The sequence below is a fragment of the Roseibium sp. AWQ4_290 genome, assembly GCF_056160985.1.
Map to the genome: position 1 here is coordinate 199,820 of NZ_JBSWYG010000007.1, position 20,896 is coordinate 220,715.

The following is a 20,896-nucleotide window of genomic DNA, read 5'->3' on the forward strand; positions in this document are numbered from 1 at the left end:
GCGATCTGCCCCCACCCGCCGGCCTGCCTGAGCGCGGGGATGGTTCCATGGTTTTCCCTTCAGCTTCCTCATTCTGCCGGTGCGGTCACTCTTCAGGTTGTTTGCGCGCGCGGCCAGGGTCTTCAAGCGGAAAGAAGGCTTTTGCCGCAACCAGCCAACCTTCCGGCCCTGGATCTGTCATGCCTCTGGCTGTCGGTGCGCTGTCTTTGGTTTACGTCTTTTCATGAAAATGTGAGGTGAAGGGTACCCGTCGGCATACGCAAACGCAACCCTCTGATATCTCGGCCCTGGACTGGACGCATTCGCGTCCAAATTGCTTGAATATGGCAAGAATAAGATGCTTGTGGCGGGGTTCGGGCTCTCAAGGCGAGGTTTCGTCCAAAAATCAAACTAAATTTCAAGAAGATAGCTTTAGTCTTTGAAGACTCTCTGAATTGAATCTCTGGTCAGGTTGTGGCTTGTGTGTCGGGAGGGTCACAAACTACTAAAAAATTACGATAAAATCTAAAATTTTAATAAATATAATTTCAATTTGCCGAATTTCCGCCGTGTTCGGCTGTTTACATTTAATTTCCATTTAAATTCCGAGCTCTGCGTTTACCTTTTCTAAAGTTAATGTTTCTCGGGCTTTCTCGTATGGTGAAAAATATGTAAATATTCGGTAGCCTATTTTATGAAAACTGGTCGTAAGTAAATAGAGTTTGAGATATGAACGAATTTGTCCGGATTGCGCAGGCCTCCACGATCTCTACAACTCAAGGTGAAGGTTCCGCCCCTGCGGCACCTTCTGCTCTAAGACTTGAGGGGCCCGCAGCCGACCAGTCCATCGTGCTGGAGCGGCAGGCTGGGCAGGAGGTCGATTTCCGGCAGATCCTCGACGACGACATTTCCTTTTTCCGGATCGAGAGCGATCTGCAGATGATCTTCTCCGACGGCGGGTCGGTGGTCGTGAAAGGGTTTTTTGACGGGAACGCGGAGGCCCCGGTTGCCATTGTTGGCCCGGAACAGACCCTCTCCCTTGAAGGTTTTGAAGACGTTGCCAACTTGCAGACTGCGGACGACCTGCAAACGGCCGCCGGCCCCACCAGCAATCTGGGTGCGGCCCTTGGCGGCGCGCAGAGCTCTGGCCAGAACTTCCAGGCGGCCGATATCGGAGGGCTCGGTGACGGGCTTGGCATTACGGATCTCCTGCAAGGAGAGCCGCCGCTCGACAATTCCTTCCTCATTGAGGATGTTTTTAGCGGTGACCTGGATGGCGAAGTGGACACGGTACCGGTCATCGGGACGCCGGTGGACAGCACGCTGGACGAGGCCAATACCCCCGGCGGAACGGATCCGGATGCCCCGGTCACGGTTACAGCCAGCCTTGCGGTTGATTTCGGTGCAAATCCCGGAACCTCTCCCCGACTTGAGTTTGCAAGCCTGCCGACCGGTCTGACCTCCGACGGGGTTCCGCTTGTGCTGACGGTCACGACCAATCCCGATGGCGGGCAGACGCTGGTGGCTGCCAAAGATGATGGCAGTGGCGAAACCGTCTTCACAGTCACGCTGGAGATCACGGGGTCAGGCAGCGGCGCCAGCGCCCAGTATACGGTCGAATTGCTGGGCAATCTGGACCATGACGGCGAGGGCGCGGGCGACAGCCTGCCGCTGACCTTTGGCTTCACTGCGTTCGACAGCGATGGGGATTCCGCATCGTCTGCCTTCACTATCAATATAACAGATGACGCACCGCTGACCGGAGAGGCCGAAAACAGCCTCCTTGAGGAAAGCGACCTTGCAACGGGAACAGCTCCGGACGGAACCAGTCTGACAAAGAGCGGGTCCCTCGGGTTGACCTGGGGCGCAGACGACGGCGATGCCGCCGTGGATGTCGATGGTCAGGATGCGCCGGGTGGAACGGGCAACCGCTCTGTGGTTTTTGCGGCAGTCGCGGATCAGCCAACCCAGCCGACAACGTCTTTTGGGGAGGCACTGGAGTATGTGCTGTCGCAGGATGGCACGGTTTTGACGGCCTATGCAGGAGCGGGCCGAGGCGATGGGGACAAGGTCTTTGTTGTGACGCTGTCCGATGACGGCGATGGCGCTTACACCTTTGAACTGCTCGGGGCGATTGATCATGCAGCGCCCGGCTCTGAGGACCAGTCCACGGTCTGGGATCTGGATTTCACCGTTCTTGCCTCTGACGGAGATGGCGATGCAGTGGAGAGCGGTTTCCGCGTGTCCATCGGCGATGATGCGCCGCAGACCGGTTGCGCTGAAAATGGAACGGTTCAAGAGACTGCGCTGGCAGATGACGCGTCAGCAGACGCTGGCAGCCGGATCGCCTCTGGCGCCCTGAATGTTGTCTGGGGCGCGGATCAGGGCGATGCGGCCGCCGATGGGGCGGTCCAGGATACCCCCGGCGGTACGGGAAACCGGTCCATCACGTTTGCTGCACCGGCGGATCAGCCGGTTGCCGGGCTCACCTCCGGCGGTGTTGCGCTGGAATATGTTCTGTCGTCGGGAGACACGGTTCTGACCGCCTATCGCGGCGCAGGCCGCAGCGAGGCGGACAAGGTCTTTGAGGTCACGCTGTCCGATGACGGCACCGGTTCCTATACGTTCGAGCTTCTGGCAGGGCTGGACCACGATTCGCCCGGATCCTGTGGTGCCTCGGATGATCTGCCTTTGACCTTCAACTTTGTTGCAAGCGACAGTGACGGGGATGAGACCAGTGCCAGTTTTCAGGTGACTGTCGAAGATGGCGGACCGCTGGTCGGGGACAGTGACCGGGGGATCGTGGAAGAGGAGGACCTTCCCGGCGGTCTGGACGATCCCTATCCGGTTGCTCTGGATGGGGCGTCCAACCAGGCCGGAACGCCGTTGACGGACCGTGTCAGCGGAGCGCTCGGCATTGACTGGAGGGCGGATGCCTTTGATACCGGGGCCGACACGGTGGTGGACGATCTGCCGGTTCAGGACGCGGCTTCCAGCGCGGGGCAGCGGGCTGTCGTGTTTTCCGGTCAGCCGGACGGTCTTGTGGTGGACCCTGATTCTCTGTTGTCGATCAAGGATGGCAATGGGGATTCGTTTGACCTGTCGTCGCTGACCTCGCGCGGGGAGGCTTTGAGCTACGTCCTGTCCAATGACGGCACGATGCTGACCGCTTATGCGCAATATGGCTCTGGCAACGAGCGGAGTGTTTTCCGCGTTGCCCTTTCAGATGAAGACACCGGAGCGTTCCGGTTCATTCTGGATGACACGCTGGACCATCCCATCAAGGATACGACGCCTTTTGACGAGGATGCGCTGTCTTTATCATTCAATTTCACGGCACGCGACAGTGACGGTGACACGGCCACCGGTGCGTTTGAGGTTCTCGTTCTGGATGACGGCCCCCTGTTCCGCACCAGCGATGTCCATGCCCTGGACAGCCTGGAACCGGTTGTCACCACGGAAACGGCCGATCTTCGCATTCCTGCCGTAGGTACGTCGGGAACGATTTCCTCTACGATCAACATTGCCGCCCCGGGCACGATCTTTGATCTCAATGTTTCCATCGCCCTGCAGCACAGTTTTATCGGTGATCTGGAAGTGTTTCTGATCGCGCCGGATGGCACTCAGATCGCCCTGATGCTGTCTGACTTTTCCCGCACGGGAGCCGTCGATGGGACCGTGTCGTTTGACGATGATGCTTCGACCAGCATCGCCGACGCGGGAAGCAGTATTGTCGGCACGTGGAAACCGGCCGGGAACCTGAACCTCGATTTTCTTGAGGGACGCGATCAAACAGGTGCCTGGACCCTCGAAATTACGGATTCCTTTGGCGGAGACTCCGGCCAGCTTGAGTCCTGGACCCTGGAAATTCAGAGCGGCGTGTCCGCTGTGGTCGACGAAGATGATCTGTCCGCTGGCCTGGGCGATAGCGCTCCGGGCGACAATGCCACCATTACCAATGAGACGCTGGACGGGGACGAGGATCCGACAACCGTTTATGGCGATCTTGGCGTCCTGTGGGGCGCCGATGATGAAAATTCGGTCGAAAATGGCGGCAGAACCGCAGGCACCGGCGACCGGGCGGTCACCTTTGTCGAAGGGGCCGGAGGAACCATTGACAGTTTGCTGGCGCTGGGCCTGACCTCGAATGGCGAAGCGCTCAGCTACAGCCTGAACAGCGCCGGGGATGTCTTGACGGCGACAGCCTGCGGACGGGTTATCTTCACGGTCGAACTGTTCGATACGGACAGCGGTTCTTTCAAATTCGACCTTCAGGAGGTTCTGGACCACGCGGAAGGGGACGCGGAAAACGACCTGATCCTTACCTTCCTATTTTCCGCAACGGACAGTGACGGGGACACAGGCACGTCCTCCTTCTCCGTTGCGGTTGACGACGATATGCCGGCTCTTGGTGAAGGCGTGGAGCGTGTCGTGCTGGATGAGGACGACATTTTCGGTCTGTTCTCGCAAGGAACAGCGCCGTGGGACGGTGACAGCGACGGGTCGACGACCGGTGCATCTGACCTCTTCGGCCCGGCCTTTGCCTCCGGCTCCCTTGGTACAGTGGCGGGGACCGGTGCGGATGGGGCGGGGCCTGACGCGGGTTTTGCGTTCACGGCGGCAGCGGCCGCCGACATGGAGGCACTGGGGCTGCAGTCCCAGGGCGCGGCGCTCTCCTTCACCGTGGTGGCGCTGTCCGGCCGGTCCTTCCTGGTCGGTTATGTGGACGATGGCAATGGCGCATTTGATCTGCCGGACCGTCCGGTCATCAGTCTTGAGCTGGATGCGGACGGAAATTATGCGGTGCGCCTCCATGACCAGCTCGATCATCTGGCGGGAGACGGGGAAAATTCGGCTCTCTTAGCCGGAACCGGGTCGCTGAGCGAGATCGATCTCGGCTCTGTGATTGAGGTTACGGATGGAGATGGTGACAGTGCCAGCCTGACCGGCCGGTTCCAGGTGACCATCACGGACGACGTTCCGGTTGTTGAGCTGTGTGTTAAAGACCATGTCCGCATTGATGAGACCTATGGGCTTCACAGCGACAACGTGTTTGACCCGTCAACCGGCACCTATGATCCGGAGGTCGTGGAGCTGTTTGCCGGTGTGACTGCCCCGGGGTCGGACCCCGATCTTCCCGGGCCTGTCTATGCGCAGTCTGCCATGATCGGCGTCAATGGTCTTGGCGGCACCGATGATCCGGCGTCCTCGGACCTGTCTCTTCGGATCGACGACACGTCCTCCGGGCTCTTCACGACCGAAGGACAGGCAATCACGCTGTCGCTTGAGGGTGATCTTGTTGTGGGCCGCGTCGCGGGGACCGGTGAAGCAGCCTTTGCGCTTCATCTCGATGACAACGGGGATATGAGCGTTGTCCAGTATCTGTCCCTGAGCCATCCCGACACGTCCAGTTCCGATGAGCATATCTCGCTGGATGGCAAGCTTTCGGTGGTTCTGACCGTAACGGACGCCGATGGGGACACGGTGACCAAGGAGGCTCCGGTCGGTGCGGATGTGACATTTGATGACGATGGCCCGTCTGCCGTCCGGCGCGGGTCCGGCCTGCAATTCACCGAATCCGGGTCTTCTCCGGCCGTGGCCCATGGCGCGCTGCAATTTGATGGCGGCGCGGATGGGGCCAGCGTGACGGATGTGTCCTTTATCTCCATTGGCTCTTACGTAAGGGCCATCGATCCGGATGCCACGGGGGCGGACCGGCGCGGTCCGCTGACGGTGGACGGCACGCCGGTGACCTGGGCCAGCAGCACCGACGCAAATGGTGTCATCACCTTGACCGGTGTTCTGGAAGGCACAGAGACCAAGGCCTTTGAGATGGTCGTCAACCCGGATGGAACCTATACGTTCGAACAGTTCCGGGGCTTTGACCATGCTGATATAGGCGAAACCGGCCGCCAGGATTCCCTCAGACTGCATCTGCGGTTCACGGTGACTGACGGAGACGGGGACACCGACAGTGCGCGGGCCGTCATCCGGATCAATGACAGCGGGCCGTCCGTCTCGCCGGTTGACGATCAGTTGGTTGCAGAAGACGGTCTGCTGGCGCTGGACGATATCCCGCTCGGGATCGACTGGGGGGCTGATGACGGCAATGACAATGACGGTCTCCCGGGTGACCGTAGTGTCAGCTTCGCTTCGAATGCTGCGGCAGATGCAGTCAGCGTTGCGGATCCGAACGGAGCGCTTGGTGCGCTCTCTTCCCAGGGCATGCCTGTGAACTACGCCTTTGTTGACGGTGTTCTAGTCGGCTATACGGGGGACTGTGCGCCTTGCGGCTTTGACGATGCAGCCATCGTGTTCACCGTGTCGCTCTCCGATGAAGGGGCAGGCAGCTATGACTTCGAGCTGCGCCGGCCGCTTGATCACACCGCACCGGTTGGGACGGACCATTATCTGGATCTGACCTTTGCCTTCAATGCAGTTGACTCAGACGGGGATGCCAGTGCGGATGGCACCTTTACTGTCCGTGTGGATGCGGCAGGCAGTGCGTCTCCGATGGACTATTCCAACCTGTCTTCAGGCGTTTTTGTCAATCTGAGCAACGAGAACCAGATGGTTCTCGGCCAGACGGTTGCAGCAGAAACGGCCACAGACCGGACTGGCGCCGTGCCGCCAGTGATTGGCAATGACAGCGTGTCCGGTCAGCAGGACGCGACCGGGGGCGCAGGAGACGACATTCTGGTTGGCAGCGATGCCGCCAACACGCTGACCGGTAATGGGGGCGCAGATCTTCTGATTGGTGGTGAAGGCGATGACCGGATCATCGGCGGGGACGGCGATGACACGGCGGAATGGTCCGTGGGCGACGGCCGGGATCAGGTCAGCGGTGCGGCTTCGGGCGGCACGGGCGCCGGCGAAACAGACACATTCCGTGTCAACGGGTCTGCGGACTCGGAAACCTTCTTTGTCGAGACGGTCGCGGACTATCTGGCGCGGGTCGGCGCGGCGGTGGAAACGCTGGCCGCTGGAACCGAGATTGTGGTCTCGCGTTCCGCCTGGGGCGGGCCCTCTTCGGTCATTGCCGAACTGGATACGATCGACAAGATCGATATCAACGGCTTGGGCGGCGCGGATGCCCTTATCGTCTCCGGTGACTTCAGTGCGACCGATCTTGATCTGAATGCCATCACCTTCACTGGTGGGGAGCAGGATGACATTGCCGATACCACGAGCCGTACAAGTGCCCATCAGGTGGTGATCAAGGGCAATGGTGGCAACGACTGGCTGCTGTCTGCCATTGGGTACAACACATTTGAGGGCGGCAGTGGGGTTGATACGGTTGACTATTCAGCAGCCTCGCGTTCGGTTTACGTGCGGCTTGACCAGAACTGGGCAACAGCACTCTCCAACAAATCCCTGGGATGGATTGCGCTCAACCAGGGCATTGCCGACGGATCTGTCACCCATGATGATCTGATCGGTGTTGAGAATGTCATTGGCACGCAGTTCAACGACCTGATTACGGCAAATGCGGCCGATAACACGATCTGGGGCGGTGACGGAAAAGACTTCCTAAGCGGCCTTGGCGGCGATGATGCGATCTACGGCGAAGAGGGGAACGACCGTTTAAGTGGCGGAACAGGCTTCAACCTGCTCGATGGGGGCACGGGACACGACCGCGCTGACTACAGCGGCAGTTCTGAGGGCATCTATGTGCGTATGGATCTGGGCTGGACAACAGCACTCTCCAACAAATCCCTTGGTTGGGGGGCCCTGACTAGCGGAATTGCGCGCGATCTGATCGAGCACGACGACCTTGTCAGCATCGAGGAGATCCAGGGCTCACGCTTCAACGACATCATCACAGGCAACAGTGGCGACAACACATTGCTGGGCGAAGGTGGGAACGATCTTTTGAACGGCGGGGCCGGTGCGGACACTTTGGTCGGCGGGGCCGGTGAAGACGAGCTCTTTGGCGGCTCTGGCAATGACAAACTTGTTGGCGGCGCTGATAAGGATACGCTGACCGGCGGAGCCAATGCGGACACATTCGTGTTTGGAGCTGGTGAAGGCAGCAGCACACTGTCCGGTGCAGACCGGGTGACTGACTTCAAGGATGGGACCGACAAGCTGGTGATCACCGGCGGTCTTACCTTCGCGGATCTGACGGTCACGGATGATGGCGCTGGAAATGCCGTCATCTACGATACGGTCAACAACCAGTATGTGGCGGTTCTGGAAGGGGTCCCGGCGAGCGATATCGATGCGTCAGACTTCGGGTTCACGGCAGATCCGGTTGTGCTGGATCTCGACGGCGACGGTGTGGAGCTTCTGTCTGCTTCTGAGGGAGTCGCATTTGATCACAATGGAGACGGCACCGCGGAGACTGCAGGATGGGTTGGCGCCGATGATGGCCTGCTGGCCGTTGATCTGGACGGCTCCGGCGCGATTGAGGACGGAACGGAACTTTTCTCGGAAGTCTTTAATGGCGGCTCTTACGCGGATTCTCTGGAGGCTTTGGCCAGTTTCGACAGCAATACGGACGGCATTCTCGACGCCCGGGACGACCGGTTCGCCGATATCAAGGTCTGGCAGGATGCTAATTCGGACGGGGTTTCACAGCCCGGTGAGCTGTCCTCCCTCACAGAGCGCGGGATTGCGGCGATCGACCTGGAAACGGGCCCCGTCTACGGAACGCTCAATGGCAACACGGTGACAGCAGAGGGCACGTTCACCCGGACCGATGGCACCACCGGGTCCTATGCAGGAACGAACTTCGCGCTGGCAGACGATGCATCCGCAGATAGTGAAGACGTGATGCGCCAGTCGGCGGCCATGGCCGCCGGAGTTGCGCTGGTGATCTATACGGCGTCGACACAAGAGGTGGCTGCCGGGCTCACTGCAATCACCGTGACGAAGGCACCGGCCCAAGGTGTGATTGATGTTTCGGAAGATCTGACGGTTACCTTTGTCAGCGAAGACGCACCTCAGGCAAGCGAGACTGTCACCTTCGACCTTGTTTTTGCCGATGGCTCAAGTGTCTCAAGAAGCGTCGAGCTTGAAATGCTGTCTCAAGAGACTGCTCAGGACGGCAGTGCCTCAGCAGCACAGGACGCTGCCAGCACGGAGACGGTGCCGGAAGAGGCCGGAGCGCAAAGCGAAACAGCCGATACGTCTCTTTCCGGTGATGGGCAGCTTCGGGTGGTCGTCACAGCCTCTGAGATCACTGGAGATGACGGTGACAACGTGCTTGTAGGCACACAGGGCGATGATGTTCTCATTGGCGGGCTCGGAGCGGATACCCTGACTGGTGGTGATGGGGCGGATACTTTCGTGCTGACATCCCTGGCCGAGGCCGATCTTATCACCGACTACTCCCTTGCGGATGGCGACAAAATCGATCTTGGGGCGCTTCTGGATGGTGCGTTCGGGCCTCAGGATGCCGCAGAAGATTTTGTGCGGGTCCAGAAAGGTCCGGACGGAGCGATCCATCTTCAAGTTGACATGGACGGTGCAGGCGGGGAATTCGACTGGCAAGAGGCTGCGGTCCTGCAGGATCATGCCTCCATGGGGGACACGGTCCGGGTCGTTCTGGATCAGGATGGCCAGGAAGCCCAGGTGCCGGTCACGGCGGTCGCCTGATCACGGGCAGCGCTGGCTGCGCGACCTATGCGAGAGCGAATGAAAACGGGCGGCCCAACTGGCCGCCCGTTTTGCGTGTTTTCAGGTTGCTTTGACGGGCTTTTAGCCGCCCGCGCTGCGTTTCATGCCAAGCGCAATTGATCCTGAGCTATTTGACCGCGCTTGGCATCAGCTCCGCTTCCGGCGTGTGTGAAGCACAAGTGCGCTTGTTAATCCGATCAGGGCAGTGGCAAGGCCAGCAGCGAGGGAAAATATGCGGGTCTGCTCCGGTATGCGGCTTGATGAAACTGAAGCTCCGGAAGATGGTGACGGAATGGAAGCTGTGGAGCCGGCCCGGGGCAGGTCCGTGCCGTCAGGCAAAAGGGTCACGGTGATTTCTGGCAGCAGGCCTATAATTTGCCCGGCCGGCTGGTCCGTTTGCGAGAGGCCAAAAACCGGCGCGGACAACCTGCGGGCCGGACGCGCATCAGGGGAGGGGGCTGCCTTGGAGCCGATGAGCTCATGCCCGTTTGTGTCCAGAAGTGCAATTTGGGTCAGTCCGGTATCTGACCGTGCCGCGTCCATAACCGTCTGAAGATAGGCTTTGAGCTCCTTCACATCCTGGGTGCCGGGCCGGGTTCCGGCCAGTTCCACCAGTTCGGGAACGAGCGGCAGACCGGCGAGCTCTTCAAGGCGCAGACGCGCCGGCGTCTGATGCGCGTCACTCAGGGCCTTGAGAAGCTGAGCCTGGGCTGCCTCTGTCCGGGTCCTGTCTGCCGCCAGAGCGGCCGCCTGGTTTTGCGATAGAATATGCCCGCCCGCAACTATGGATGCAGATATTGCAAGTGTTGCAACCGTCATCGCTAAGACTGGGCGAAAGAAAAAAGTCTTTTGAAACTTGTTGGTGAAATCCGTCTTTTCCATAAATTGGCTATAACACGCATTTCCTCCTTTGGGTGAGGAAAGAGTGAGATCTTCAAAGAACTGTTTTGACAGCGGGACGAAGACCTATTCGGTCGTGGATTTCAGGCGTGCGGCGAGGCGCACGGATGTGCCCTTGGGCGGTTGGTAGGCCCATTCCCCGGCCGCATTGACCGCATAAAGCGGCTGGTAATGGGGCAGGTCCCGCTCAAAGCGCACGCGGGAGAACCGGTTGTCCAGAATCAGCCAATTTTTCTTGAAGCGCACGGACAGAACCGCATGGAACTGGCGGGTGGCCTTGTCTCTTAGCACAACAACGCGCATGTCCTTGTCGTCCACGCCCAGATCGCGCAAGAGAGCGTATTTCAAGATGGCGTAGTCTTCACAATCTCCGGCCCGCCGTGACAGGGTTTCGGCCGGGCTCGCCCAGTACTCACCGGTTTCATAGAGCTGGCTGTCATCCCGGTAGGTCAGCAGCCTGTTCACCGCTGCGTTCACCTTCGGGATCTGGCGGCCAAGGCGCTCCCGGCGCAGCTGGCTGAGCAGAGCGGAATAGCTGTCAGGCCTGTGTCCTTCGGTCAGTTTCGCGAGTGCTTTTTGCCAGCGTTTTGTCACCGGTGACAGTGAAACAGGCTTGCCAAGCCTTCCGAAAAGCCGGGTTGAGGGCAAGGCTTTGCTGCGTGCACCGGGCACCGCGATTGTTTGGGCCGTAGCTTCGAGCTGCGCCGGGGCCGGACGATCCTGTGCACAGGCCGGAGCCATCATGAGAGTCTGGAGCGCAAAGGCAAAAAGGCACAGGCTTGCTGTTGCAAATCCTGCCTGTTTCCGTGTCGCCGGCACAGCCGTTACGGCCGCCCTGTTGCCCATCTTGTCGCACGCCTCGTTTGGTCGAGACGGTTAGCGCTCCCGGAGGGCTTCGTCCCGAACTTTCTTGATTGGCTTCAAGATGTAATCGAGGACGGTTTTCTCACCGGTTAATATATCAACCGAGGCCACCATTCCTGGTATAATTGGTAAAGGATCGGTGTCCGGTCCAAGAAAATTTTTATCGGTCCGGATCGTGACACGGAAGAAGCGGTTGCCCTCTTCATCTTCTGTCGTGTCGGCGCTGATCCGCTCAAGCTTGCCCTCCAGGCCGCCATATACGGAAAAGTCATAGGCGGTGATTTTCACCTGCGCTGCCTGACCGGGATGCAGGAAGGCGACGTCTTTGGGCCGGATCTGCGCCTCGATCAGCAGCGTGTCCTCAAGCGGGACGATCTCCACCAGATCGGCGGCTGGCTGCACGACGGCGCCGATGGTTGTGATGTTGAGCCGGTTGATGATCCCCTTGACCGGAGACACCAGCTCGGTGCGGCGGACCTTGTCTGCAGCCCCTTTCAAGGTTTCGTTGATCACGCCCAATTCGCCGTTAGCTTCCGCAAGTTGCTGGCTGGCCTCTGACACGAAGGTGGCGATCGCGCTGCTGGAGCGTTCTTCGGCTTCCTGCTGTGCGGCGAGAGCCCGCTGGACAGAGGCTTTGGTGATGGCCAGCTCCCCCTCGCTTTCCGTCAGTTCACGCTGCAACTGCAGGAATTCAATTTCGGGAAGGACCTTGCGGTCATAAAGGCTCTGCTTGATTTCAACTTCCCGTTCCAGGATCGCATTCACGTTTTCAAGCTTCTGCTGCTTGGCCAGAAGTTCCAGATATTCCTGTTCACGCTGGGCGGCCTGAGTTTTGAGAACGCGCAATTCGTTTTGCAGGTTTGCCTGTTTGTCCCGGTAGACGTTTCTTTCCTCTTCGATCAATCCGGGCGCTTCGGCTTTCAGGGTCTCCGGAAAGGAGAGCGGCTTTCGATCGGCTTCGGAATCCAGCCGGGCCACGCGGGCCATAAGCGCCCAGCGGCGTTGGCGGATTTCGCCAAGCTGCGAAGAAAAAGCCGTGTCGTCGATTTCGATCAGCGGCTGGCCCTCTTCAACAATGTCCCCTTCCTGCACAAACAGCTTTTCCACGATCCCGCGCTCAGGAGCCTGTACCACCTGGATCTGCCTTGACGGGACAACGCGGCCATCGCCCCGGGTGACTTCCTCAATCGTTGCGAAGGAGGCCCAGACAAAAGCGGTGACGAGCAGAATGAGGGCGATCAGGATCACATTTGCCGCAAATCTGGGAGGGCGTGTCCGAATGACATCCCGCAGGTCATTTGCATAGGTCCAGCTGCCGGAGTTCATGGGCCGCTTCCTTTGGTCACATGCGGCACCTGCTGTGCAGCGGAGTGAACGGCTCCCAGATCCTGTAATTTCTGCAGAACCTCCTGTCTGGGGCCGTCCAGCGCGAGTTTGCCGAAATCCAGCGTGATCAACCGGTCGGTCAGTTCCACAAGGCTCATGCGGTGGGTGCTGATGATGACGGTTGTGTCCGGAGAATTATAGGCCATCAGCCGGGAAATCAGCCGGCGTTCAGACGCTAGGTCCAGGTGGCTGGACGGCTCGTCAAGGAACAGGATCTTCGGCCTGCGCAGCAGCATACGGGCCAGGGCAACGGCCTGTTTCTGGCCGCCGGACAGGAACCGGCCGCCTTCACCAACCTGAAGATCATAGCCGAGCGGATGCTGGGCCACGAAATCCTCAACACCTCCAATTCTGCCTGCTTCCAGCAGTGCCTCATCGTCGGCAAACGGGTCTCCGGCGCTGATATTGTCGCGCACGGTGCCGCTGAAAAGCACATTGTCCTGGGACAGATAACCCACATTGGTTCTTAAGTCCGCCGGATCGAACTGGCGGGTGTCCGTCCCGTCGATCAGGACGGTGCCGTTTGTGGGATAGTAGAGCCCGCACAGAAGGCGGCCGATGGTGCTCTTGCCGGACCCGACCCGGCCGATCAGCCCGACCGTTTCTCCGGGCGAGACTTTGAAAGAGATGTTTTTCAGGCTGTCATCTTCCGCGCCCGGATAGCGGAAGCTTACGCCCTTGACCTCAATTGACCCCGTCGCAATGCGCTTGTTGATATAGGTCCGGCCCGGTTTGCGCTCCGTTTCGGTCGACATGATGTCGTTCAGCATCTTGTAGGAATGCAGGGTCTGGCGCAGGCGGGTGAGCGTACCGGCGACGTTTGCAAGCGGAGCCAGCACCCGCCCGGATAGCATCATGGCGGCGATCAGAGCGCCCATACTGATCGTTCCTGCCTGGATCAGATAGACCCCCCACACGATGATCACGATGGAGACTGAGGCCTGGACCAGCCCGGTTCCCGACTGGGCCAGGAGCGCCCAGAACCGGCCCTTCATGATTGCAGCGCTGCTGGCGGCGACAGAGCGTTCCCACTTGGTCTGCATCCGCCCTTCAGCATTCAGGGCCCGGACCGTGTCCAGATTGGCAATGCTTTCCACCAGGATGGAGTGGCGGATCGCACTTTCCCGGTGGGACTGCTCGATGGCGCCGGAGAGCGGCGCCTGCACGAACAGGCTGATGACCAGAACGATGGGCACGGCCGCCAGGGGAACGACGGCAATGGGGCCGACCAGAAGGAACAAGACCGCGACGAAGATGCCAATAAAACACACGTCGATGAGCGAGACCAGCGAAGACGAGGTGATGAATTCGCGCACCGTCTCGAATTCGCGGATATGATTGGCGAATTGCCCTGAACTGACCGGGCGTTTTTCAAAATCAATGGCCAGTGCATGGGAAAAGATCTTGCCCGCCAGGGCCGTGTCCGCCTGCTTGCCTGCGACATTGATGATCTGTCCGCGCGCGACCTTCAAGATGAAATCGAAAATGAGGGTCAGTACAACGCCGATGGCGAGCGCCCACAGGGTCGGAATGGCGAAATTCGGCACCACCCGGTCGTAGACATTCATTGTGAAGAGCGGGGAGGCGAGGGCAAGCAGATTGATCAGCAGGGCTGCGATGGCGACATGGATATAGTCGCGCCAAAAGCCGGACACCGTGCTCCAGAACCAGTGTCCCCGGGGGCTCAGGGTCTTTTCGCTGTGCCCGGCCGTGTCGTCCGTTGGCCGAAGAAAAATCACATAACCGCTGAAACTGGACTGGACGTCCGCAAGTACGCGGGGCCGTGCCTCTGGCGACTGGAGCGGATCGACCAGCTCGAGCGTTCCGGTTTGGTTGTCCATGCCGGTCAGGACCAGCATCTCGTCATCCTTCATTGTCAGGATGCAGGGCAGCGCCGCCTGGGGCAGGGCCGTCAGCTCCATTTTTTCCGGAAGAACGGTGAGGCCGCAATTCCGGGCCGCGCGGTCGAGGAGATCCATGGACAGCCGGGTGCCGTCCTGGGGCAGGCCGGACCACAAAACTGCATCCGTCACATGAAGCCCGTGTATCCGGGCGGCATATTTCAGGCACGCGGCCAGAGGGTCGCTGTCCACCTGGGCAGGCGGCTGGGCGGTATCCGTCTTGGGCGTCTCGTCAGAGCTTTGCTGAAGCATATCTTGCGTGGGCCACAGAATGATGCACCGCAACGGATCTGCCGCAAAATTCCCCTAGGTCCGGTTCAAGAAATGTCCGGTGGCAAACGCCATATAGGTCCTTTGCGGCAATTCCCAGCTGCGATGCGTGGAAATAAAGTATGAGCTTGCCTAAGGTTCGGCAAACCAAAAATACATGGAAATTGTTAGAATTTACGTAACGGCTCAAGGTTGAGCGGGTTCGAAGGCAGAATGGAGGCCGCTTCGCGTTTTCCCTCTGTTGCTTCGACCGGAGCGGTCACATTGAGATAGGCAAGAAGGTTTCCGGAGGTCGCCCGGAGCTGATAGGTGGAGAAGGCGTAGATGGCGCGCACTGAAATCAATTCGATTTCACTGTTAAAGAGAGCGTTCTCCGCATTGAGCACATCCAGCAAAGACCGCTGGCCGATATCATATTCCTGACGGTAGCCTTCCACCACCTGACGGTTGGCGTCCAGCTGATCCCGCAGGGCTCTGATCCTGTCGGTCGTGGTGGTGACAGCTGCATGGGACCGCTCGATGCCTTCTTTCAGCTCGCGGCGCACCTTATCCACACGGATCTGGGCCTCCGCAAGGCGCTCGCCCGTTTCCCGGGTAAAGGCGCTGTCGCGGCCGCCATTGAAAATGTTCCAGGAAAACTGCAGCTTGCCGGAATATTCGTTGTTGCGGCCTTCGATGCCGCCCACGTCGTCACCAACGGTTGCCTGACCCTGCAGGGAGACTTCGGGCAGGAAATTGCCCTTGGTGGATTCAAATTCGAACTTTGCCGCGTCTGCATCCGCCATGGCGGCCCGGATCGTCGGGTGGACGCGGGCAGCAGCATCCACCAGCTGGTTGACCGAGGCAGCCGGCAGGCTGGCGGGTTTGGCAGGTGCCAGCGAGGCTGGCTTCTTGCCGACGACCCGTTCATATTTGGCAATCGTATCGAGCAGGGACTGCTGCACTTCCGACACAATGACTTCGGAGGCCGCAACCCGCTCGCGAGCCTGTGCCAGGTCTGCGGCTCCGGTTTCGCCGCCGTCAAAGCGGGTGCGCACGTCTGAATAGATCCGCCGGTGCTTCTGGACGTTCATACGGGCCTTGGACAGGATGGCGGTGTTTCTAAGAACGTCGATATAGGCTTCCACTGCATCCAGTGCGACCGCTTCTGAGCGTTCCATCACCCGCAAGGCGGCGCCATCTACTCGGGCGCTCTGGCGGTAGACCTCGTTGACGGAGGAAAATCCGTCAAACAGCAATTGTCTTACAGTAACTGTAAATTCCTTGGAGAATTTCCAGGTGTCGTTTTCGTCGGCTTCCAGGGAGTTGGGCTGGTCGAGGCGCTCCGGACCGATTTCGGCCGACAGGTCCAGGGTGGGTAAAAACGCCCCTTGCGCACGCCGGTATTCATGGTCACGCGCGCGTCGATTGGCCGCAGATTCCAGAATTTCCGGATTGGTGGACACGGCTTCTTGGACAATTTGTCTGAGGTCGGCCGCAGCAGACGCGTCAACCAAACACACACTTAACAGGAAGGCAGAAATAATACGCATAGACGAAAAGGCCACTGATTTTGTACATATTCCGCAGCACACTACATAGCTTTTGGTGTATTCCAAAGCGTATGTTTCAAATTGTAACTTCTAAAGGCTGCAAGTGTTGCGGCTGGGCAACGAATTCTTCATAAGCTATTGATAAATATCGCTTAATCGTAAATATTCCATTTACGTTACGGTATAAAATGTGGCCATTAAATGCCTGAATTCGGCCCCTTTGAGCGGGGTCGGGAAAGCCTCGTTTCCGAATCAATTACTTTCGGCTTTAAATCCAAATGCCTATCTTTGTTTTTAAACATTTATCTTAGGTCGTTGAACTTGACGTTAATGTGGTGAAAGCGTGGCGGTTGGGCGCGAGTTCACCGGGCCTTGCTAGAAGCCGCCTCCAGCCCGCACCTCAATCGCCACATCCAGGAAGCTCCGGATCAGGCGAAGCTCGCGTTTGTCAGCCGGAATGGCGATGAAATCCCGGTAGTCCTCGGGCATCTCGTCGACGGAAACCGCACTGATCATCTCGGAGGGAAAGAGGCTGTTTTCCAAGAGCAGGCCGATGCCCAGATCGTGCAAGACTGCCTCTTTCACCATGGGAAAAGTGGTGGTGCGCAGGATGCGCGGGAAGGCCAGGCCATGATCGCGCATCTTGGCGCGGGCAATTTTCTGGGTCAGTGAGCCATCCTCCGGCAAAACCAGGGTTTCCGATTGCAGATCGCGCAAGGACAGGCAGGACCGGCCCGCAAGGGGGTGGTCCTTGCGCATATGGGCCTTGTAGCGGCTGCGCCGGACCTCGTGGGTGAACAAGGTGCTGCGGGACTCCGGCTCGGTGATGATGGCAGTGTCGACCTGCCGTTCGGCCACAAGGGTCATGGCCGAGGTCCAGTCATAGAGTGTGAAGTCGATCTGCACACTTGGAAAGCGTTTGCCATATTCTGCGATGATCGGCATGGCGGGGCGGGGGCATTGGCGATCAGCCGGATATGACCGTCGGTCAGGGCGCCATAGTCGCCGATCTTCTCGTTTATGAGCTGTTCCAGGGTGGCAAGCCGGTCGGAAATGGCGAAGAGTTCCTTGGCGGCCCGGGTCAACTCCAGCCCGCCGCGACGGCGGATGAACAATTGTGTGCCCATCAGGCTTTCCAGCTTGGCAATGTGCTGGGTGACAGAAGACTGGCTGACGCCAAGCGTTTTTGCAGCCTCTGAAAAGCTGCCTTCGCGGGCCGTATAGGTAAAGGCCTTGATTTGATAGGGGCTTGGGGCGGTGTTCATGACAGTTCCATGTCGAAGAGCTGCCGAACCTTAAATGCCATTAGCGACGCTTATATAACGTCATAGACGGTTCAATCTGCCTCAATAGGCTCCTTCCCAGAACACGGGAGCAGCTCATGAGTGCAATATCCTTGTCAGGGATGAAAAGAGCTTCGGAACGACGCCGGTCCTAAACGGGATTGACCTGGAGATTTCAGGTGGCGAATTCCTGACACTTGTCGGCCCATCCGGATGCGGCAAGTCGACATTGCTGCGCATTCTGGCGGGGCTGGAAGCGCCGACTTCCGGCACGGTGTCCATTGGTGGGCAGGTGGTCAATGAGGTGCGGCCGGCCCGGCGGAACCTGGCAATGGTGTTTCAGTCCTATGCGCTTTATCCGCATCTGACTGTTGCCGAGAACATGATGACGCCGTTGCGGCTGCGGGACCTGTCCTATTGGGGGCGTCTGCCGCTTGTGGGGCCGCTGCTGGCGCGGTCCGGCCATGAAACGATCCGCTCTCAGGTGCGGGAGACGGCGGAAATCCTGAAAATCGACCATCTTCTGACACGCAAGCCGGGCCAGCTCTCCGGGGGGCCGCGGCAGCGGGCTGCGCTCGGCCGGGCCATGGTGCGCAAGCCGGCCGCCTTCCTGATGGATGAGCCCCTGTCCAATCTGGATGCCGCCTTGCGTATTCACATGCGCGCGGAGCTTGCCGAACTACACCGCAGCCTGAAGGCGACCTTTGTTTATGTGACCCATGATCAGGCGGAGGCGCTGACCATGTCCGACCGCATGGCGGTGATGATGAGCGGGGACATTTTACAGCTCGGCACGCCGGAAGAGATTTACAACGATCCGCAAGATTTGCGGGTGGCGGAGTTTGTCGGGGCGCCGAAGATCAATCTGCTGCGGGGCAGACTTGATGCCGGGGGGGTGGCGCAATGTGCGGGCATCGTTCTGTCGCGGATTGCCGGTGCGGGCGGCGCCGGAGATGCCGGGGACGTGAGCATCGGCTTGCGGCCGGAGCATCTGGTGCTGTGCGCGCAAGATGCTCCCGACAGTCTTGGCGGCAAGGTTGTGCACAAAGAAAATCTTGGCGCGGATATTTATCTTCATGTGGCGGTGCTTGACGGAGGGAACCGGCTGGTGGTCCGGGTGACCCCGGCCGAAGGACTCGCGGTTTCTTTGGGTCAGTCCGTCCAGGTCCAGCGGGTTCCAGGCCAGGCTCTCGTGTTCGGCAGGGACGGCAAGCGGATCGGCTTGAGCAAGGCCTCGTCCGGTACTGTGGCCGAGGTGGCGTGATGCAGCCGAGCAGAGCCCCTTACTGGTTTGTGGCACCTGCGCTGCTGCTCATGGTGCTGATCCTGCTGGTACCGGTTGCGGTGGCTGGTGTTCTCAGTTTCACCAATTACAGCCTTGGCAACCCTGGCGCCGCCTTTGTCGGACTGGAGAATTACGAAAAGATCTTCACCCGATCGACCTATGAAAAGATGTTCGGAGCCACGTTCCGCTATGTGTTTGTGGTGGTGCCGCTGTCGGTCGGGCTGGGCCTGGGTGCAGCCCTTCTGATCAAGTCAACGAAGCGCTTCGGCGACCTCTACAAGACCATTTATTTTCTGCCTGTGATGGCGGCGCTGATCGCCATGGCAATTGTATGGGAATTTGCCCTTCATCCGACCATCGGCATCGTCAATGCCAAGCTGGCCCGGGGCTGTGGCTCGTTTCTGGAAAGCTGGAGCTGGTATGCCGGCAGCTGCGCGCAGGGCTTTCCCTTGTGGCTGACCGATCGGCATTACGCCATCTGGACGGTCGCCTTTATCGGGGTCTGGCAGGGCTTCGGCTTTAACATGGTGCTCTATCTGGCCGGGCTCACATCCGTTCCGCGTGAGCTTTACCACGCCGCGGAGATGGATGGCGCCCAATCCGCCTGGGACCGGTTCCGGCTGGTCACCTGGCCGATGCTGGGGCCGACCACTGTCTTTGTTGTCACCATATCGTTGATCCGGTCCTTCCAGGTGTTTGACACGGTGGAAGCATTCTATCCGCAAGGCGGCGGCCCCTCCAAATCCGTCTATGTGATGATGTTCGCAATCTATGAAAAGGCGATCCAGCAGAACCTCATGGGCATTGGTGCAGCGATCACCGTGGTTTTCCTGGGCTTTGTCATGTTGCTGACAGTGCTCCAGCGCTGGCTGGTCGAACGCAGGGTGCATTACACATGAGCGAGACAGTTCTTCCAGTACATCATGCAGCAAGCATGCCGTCCTTCCGGTTCTCGGCAACCGAAACCTTGAAACATGTGGTGCTGATCCTGGGCAGCCTGATCGTGCTTCTGCCGTTTTACGTGATGCTGAGCTACAGCTTCAAAAGCCCTGCGGAAATCCTGCAGAACACAGGCGGATTTTTCGGCTCCCAGGCGCCCTTCCGGGATGAGTACTGCGTTGCGCTGGGCAAGGCGGCCGCCGACTGCATGGTGACGCCGGTCGTCTACAACTATACCACCGCCTTTCAGAAGGCACCGCTTCTGCGCTACCTCTTCAACTGGGTGGTGGTGACCGCCTCGATCTTCTTCCTGCAGGTTCTGGTCGCGCTTCCCTGTGCCTATGCGCTTGCCAAGCTGCGCTTCTGGGGCCGGGAGGCAGTGTTCGGACTGGTGCTGTTCTGCCTGTTGATCCCGGTCCATGCCATCGCGCTGCCGCTCTATATCATGCTGGCCAAGCTCGGGCTGACCAACACCTATGCGGCCCTGGTCATTCCCTGGACCATTTCGGTTTTCGGCATCTTTCTGATGCGCCAGTTTTTCATGACGGTTCCGGACGATCTGATCGACGCCGCCCGCATGGATGGCATGAGCGAATTTTCCATCATCTGGAAGGTCATGCTGCCGACTGCAGTTCCCGCGCTTCTGGCCTTTGCGATCTTCTCGGTGGTCGCCCATTGGAACGACTATTTCTGGCCGCGCATCGTGGTCACTGGCGATCGCTCCCTGTTCACGCCGCCCCTGGGTCTGCGGGAATTCAAGGGCGATGCGGATGGCGACAATTTCGGGCCGATGATGGCCTCTGCCACGATCATCGTGACACCCTTGATCGCCGCTTTTCTAGTTGCCCAGAGGCGCTTCATCGAAGGCATCACCCTGTCGGGCATGAAATGACCCGGCCAGTTTGCGGGACCGCCTTGCGGCGGTCCCATCACCGA

The 20,896-nt window shown here is 59.2% G+C and carries 11 protein-coding genes; 4 read left to right on the plus strand and 7 right to left on the minus strand.

Translation table 11 applies throughout. From position 1 onward, the window contains the following. Positions 1–708 precede the first annotated feature (708 nt). Positions 709–9,579 (plus strand): T1SS-143 repeat domain-containing protein, encoded by an 8,871-nt coding sequence (locus tag ACXAH0_RS09415; RefSeq protein ID WP_475190591.1) that lies wholly within the window; start codon positions 709–711, stop codon positions 9,577–9,579. A gap of 168 nt (positions 9,580–9,747) precedes the next feature. Here the strand turns inward: ACXAH0_RS09415 and ACXAH0_RS09420 are convergent, their stop codons facing one another. The 7 genes from ACXAH0_RS09420 to ACXAH0_RS09450 form a co-directional block, all read right to left on the minus strand. Next, on the minus strand, positions 9,748–10,419 hold the full coding sequence (locus tag ACXAH0_RS09420; RefSeq protein ID WP_475174559.1) for a hypothetical protein: 672 nt from the start codon (positions 10,417–10,419) through the stop codon (positions 9,748–9,750). A 147-nt stretch (positions 10,420–10,566) separates the two neighbouring features. After that, entirely contained in the window at positions 10,567–11,346 is a 780-nt protein-coding gene (locus ACXAH0_RS09425) for a transglutaminase-like cysteine peptidase (RefSeq protein ID WP_475174561.1), read from the minus strand. A 30-nt stretch (positions 11,347–11,376) separates the two neighbouring features. Continuing rightward, entirely contained in the window at positions 11,377–12,690 is a 1,314-nt protein-coding gene (locus ACXAH0_RS09430) for an HlyD family type I secretion periplasmic adaptor subunit (RefSeq protein WP_475190593.1), read from the minus strand. Then, entirely contained in the window at positions 12,687–14,903 is a 2,217-nt protein-coding gene (locus ACXAH0_RS09435; protein WP_475190596.1) for a type I secretion system permease/ATPase, read from the minus strand. Before ACXAH0_RS09435 ends, ACXAH0_RS09430 begins: the two co-directional genes overlap by 4 nt. 185 nt (positions 14,904–15,088) lie before the next feature. Continuing rightward, entirely contained in the window at positions 15,089–16,453 is a 1,365-nt protein-coding gene (locus ACXAH0_RS09440) for a TolC family outer membrane protein (RefSeq protein ID WP_475174566.1), read from the minus strand. A gap of 375 nt (positions 16,454–16,828) precedes the next feature. After that, the gene (locus ACXAH0_RS09445) at positions 16,829–17,398 is read right to left on the minus strand and encodes a LysR family transcriptional regulator substrate-binding protein (RefSeq protein WP_475190599.1); all 570 of its coding nucleotides are present in this window, start codon (positions 17,396–17,398) and stop codon (positions 16,829–16,831) included. Further along, positions 17,317–17,718: a LysR family transcriptional regulator gene (locus ACXAH0_RS09450; protein WP_475174570.1), complete on the minus strand. Its 402-nt coding sequence runs from the start codon at positions 17,716–17,718 to the stop codon at positions 17,317–17,319. The genes ACXAH0_RS09445 and ACXAH0_RS09450 overlap by 82 nt, the downstream gene beginning before the upstream one ends. A gap of 178 nt (positions 17,719–17,896) precedes the next feature. On the opposite strand from ACXAH0_RS09450, the gene ACXAH0_RS09455 reads away from it, so the two are divergent. From ACXAH0_RS09455 to ACXAH0_RS09465, 3 genes are read left to right on the plus strand one after another with little or no spacing between them, the layout of a single operon-like run. Next, positions 17,897–19,000, plus strand: coding sequence for an ABC transporter ATP-binding protein (locus ACXAH0_RS09455; protein ID WP_475190640.1), 1,104 nt, complete (start codon positions 17,897–17,899; stop codon positions 18,998–19,000). Beyond that, positions 19,000–19,920 carry a carbohydrate ABC transporter permease gene (locus tag ACXAH0_RS09460; RefSeq protein ID WP_475190601.1) on the plus strand — a complete coding sequence of 307 codons (921 nt, stop codon included), beginning with the start codon at positions 19,000–19,002 and terminating at the stop codon, positions 19,918–19,920. The genes ACXAH0_RS09455 and ACXAH0_RS09460 overlap by 1 nt, the downstream gene beginning before the upstream one ends. Continuing rightward, the gene (locus tag ACXAH0_RS09465) at positions 19,917–20,852 is read left to right on the plus strand and encodes a carbohydrate ABC transporter permease (RefSeq protein WP_475190604.1); all 936 of its coding nucleotides are present in this window, start codon (positions 19,917–19,919) and stop codon (positions 20,850–20,852) included. Before ACXAH0_RS09460 ends, ACXAH0_RS09465 begins: the two co-directional genes overlap by 4 nt. The last annotated feature ends 44 nt before the right edge of the window (positions 20,853–20,896 follow it).

Excerpts from the sequence above, each read along its gene's own strand:
- ACXAH0_RS09415 (WP_475190591.1), top strand. The coding sequence starts at position 709 with ATGAACGAATTTGTCCGGATTGCGCAGGCCTCCACGATCTCTACAACT.
- ACXAH0_RS09420 (WP_475174559.1), bottom strand. The coding sequence starts at position 10,419 with ATGACGGTTGCAACACTTGCAATATCTGCATCCATAGTTGCGGGCGGG.
- ACXAH0_RS09425 (WP_475174561.1), bottom strand. The coding sequence starts at position 11,346 with ATGGGCAACAGGGCGGCCGTAACGGCTGTGCCGGCGACACGGAAACAG.
- ACXAH0_RS09430 (WP_475190593.1), bottom strand. The coding sequence starts at position 12,690 with ATGAACTCCGGCAGCTGGACCTATGCAAATGACCTGCGGGATGTCATT.
- ACXAH0_RS09435 (WP_475190596.1), bottom strand. The coding sequence starts at position 14,903 with ATGCTTCAGCAAAGCTCTGACGAGACGCCCAAGACGGATACCGCCCAG.
- ACXAH0_RS09440 (WP_475174566.1), bottom strand. The coding sequence starts at position 16,453 with ATGCGTATTATTTCTGCCTTCCTGTTAAGTGTGTGTTTGGTTGACGCG.
- ACXAH0_RS09445 (WP_475190599.1), bottom strand. The coding sequence starts at position 17,398 with ATGCCGATCATCGCAGAATATGGCAAACGCTTTCCAAGTGTGCAGATC.
- ACXAH0_RS09450 (WP_475174570.1), bottom strand. The coding sequence starts at position 17,718 with ATGAACACCGCCCCAAGCCCCTATCAAATCAAGGCCTTTACCTATACG.
- ACXAH0_RS09460 (WP_475190601.1), top strand. The coding sequence starts at position 19,000 with ATGCAGCCGAGCAGAGCCCCTTACTGGTTTGTGGCACCTGCGCTGCTG.
- ACXAH0_RS09465 (WP_475190604.1), top strand. The coding sequence starts at position 19,917 with ATGAGCGAGACAGTTCTTCCAGTACATCATGCAGCAAGCATGCCGTCC.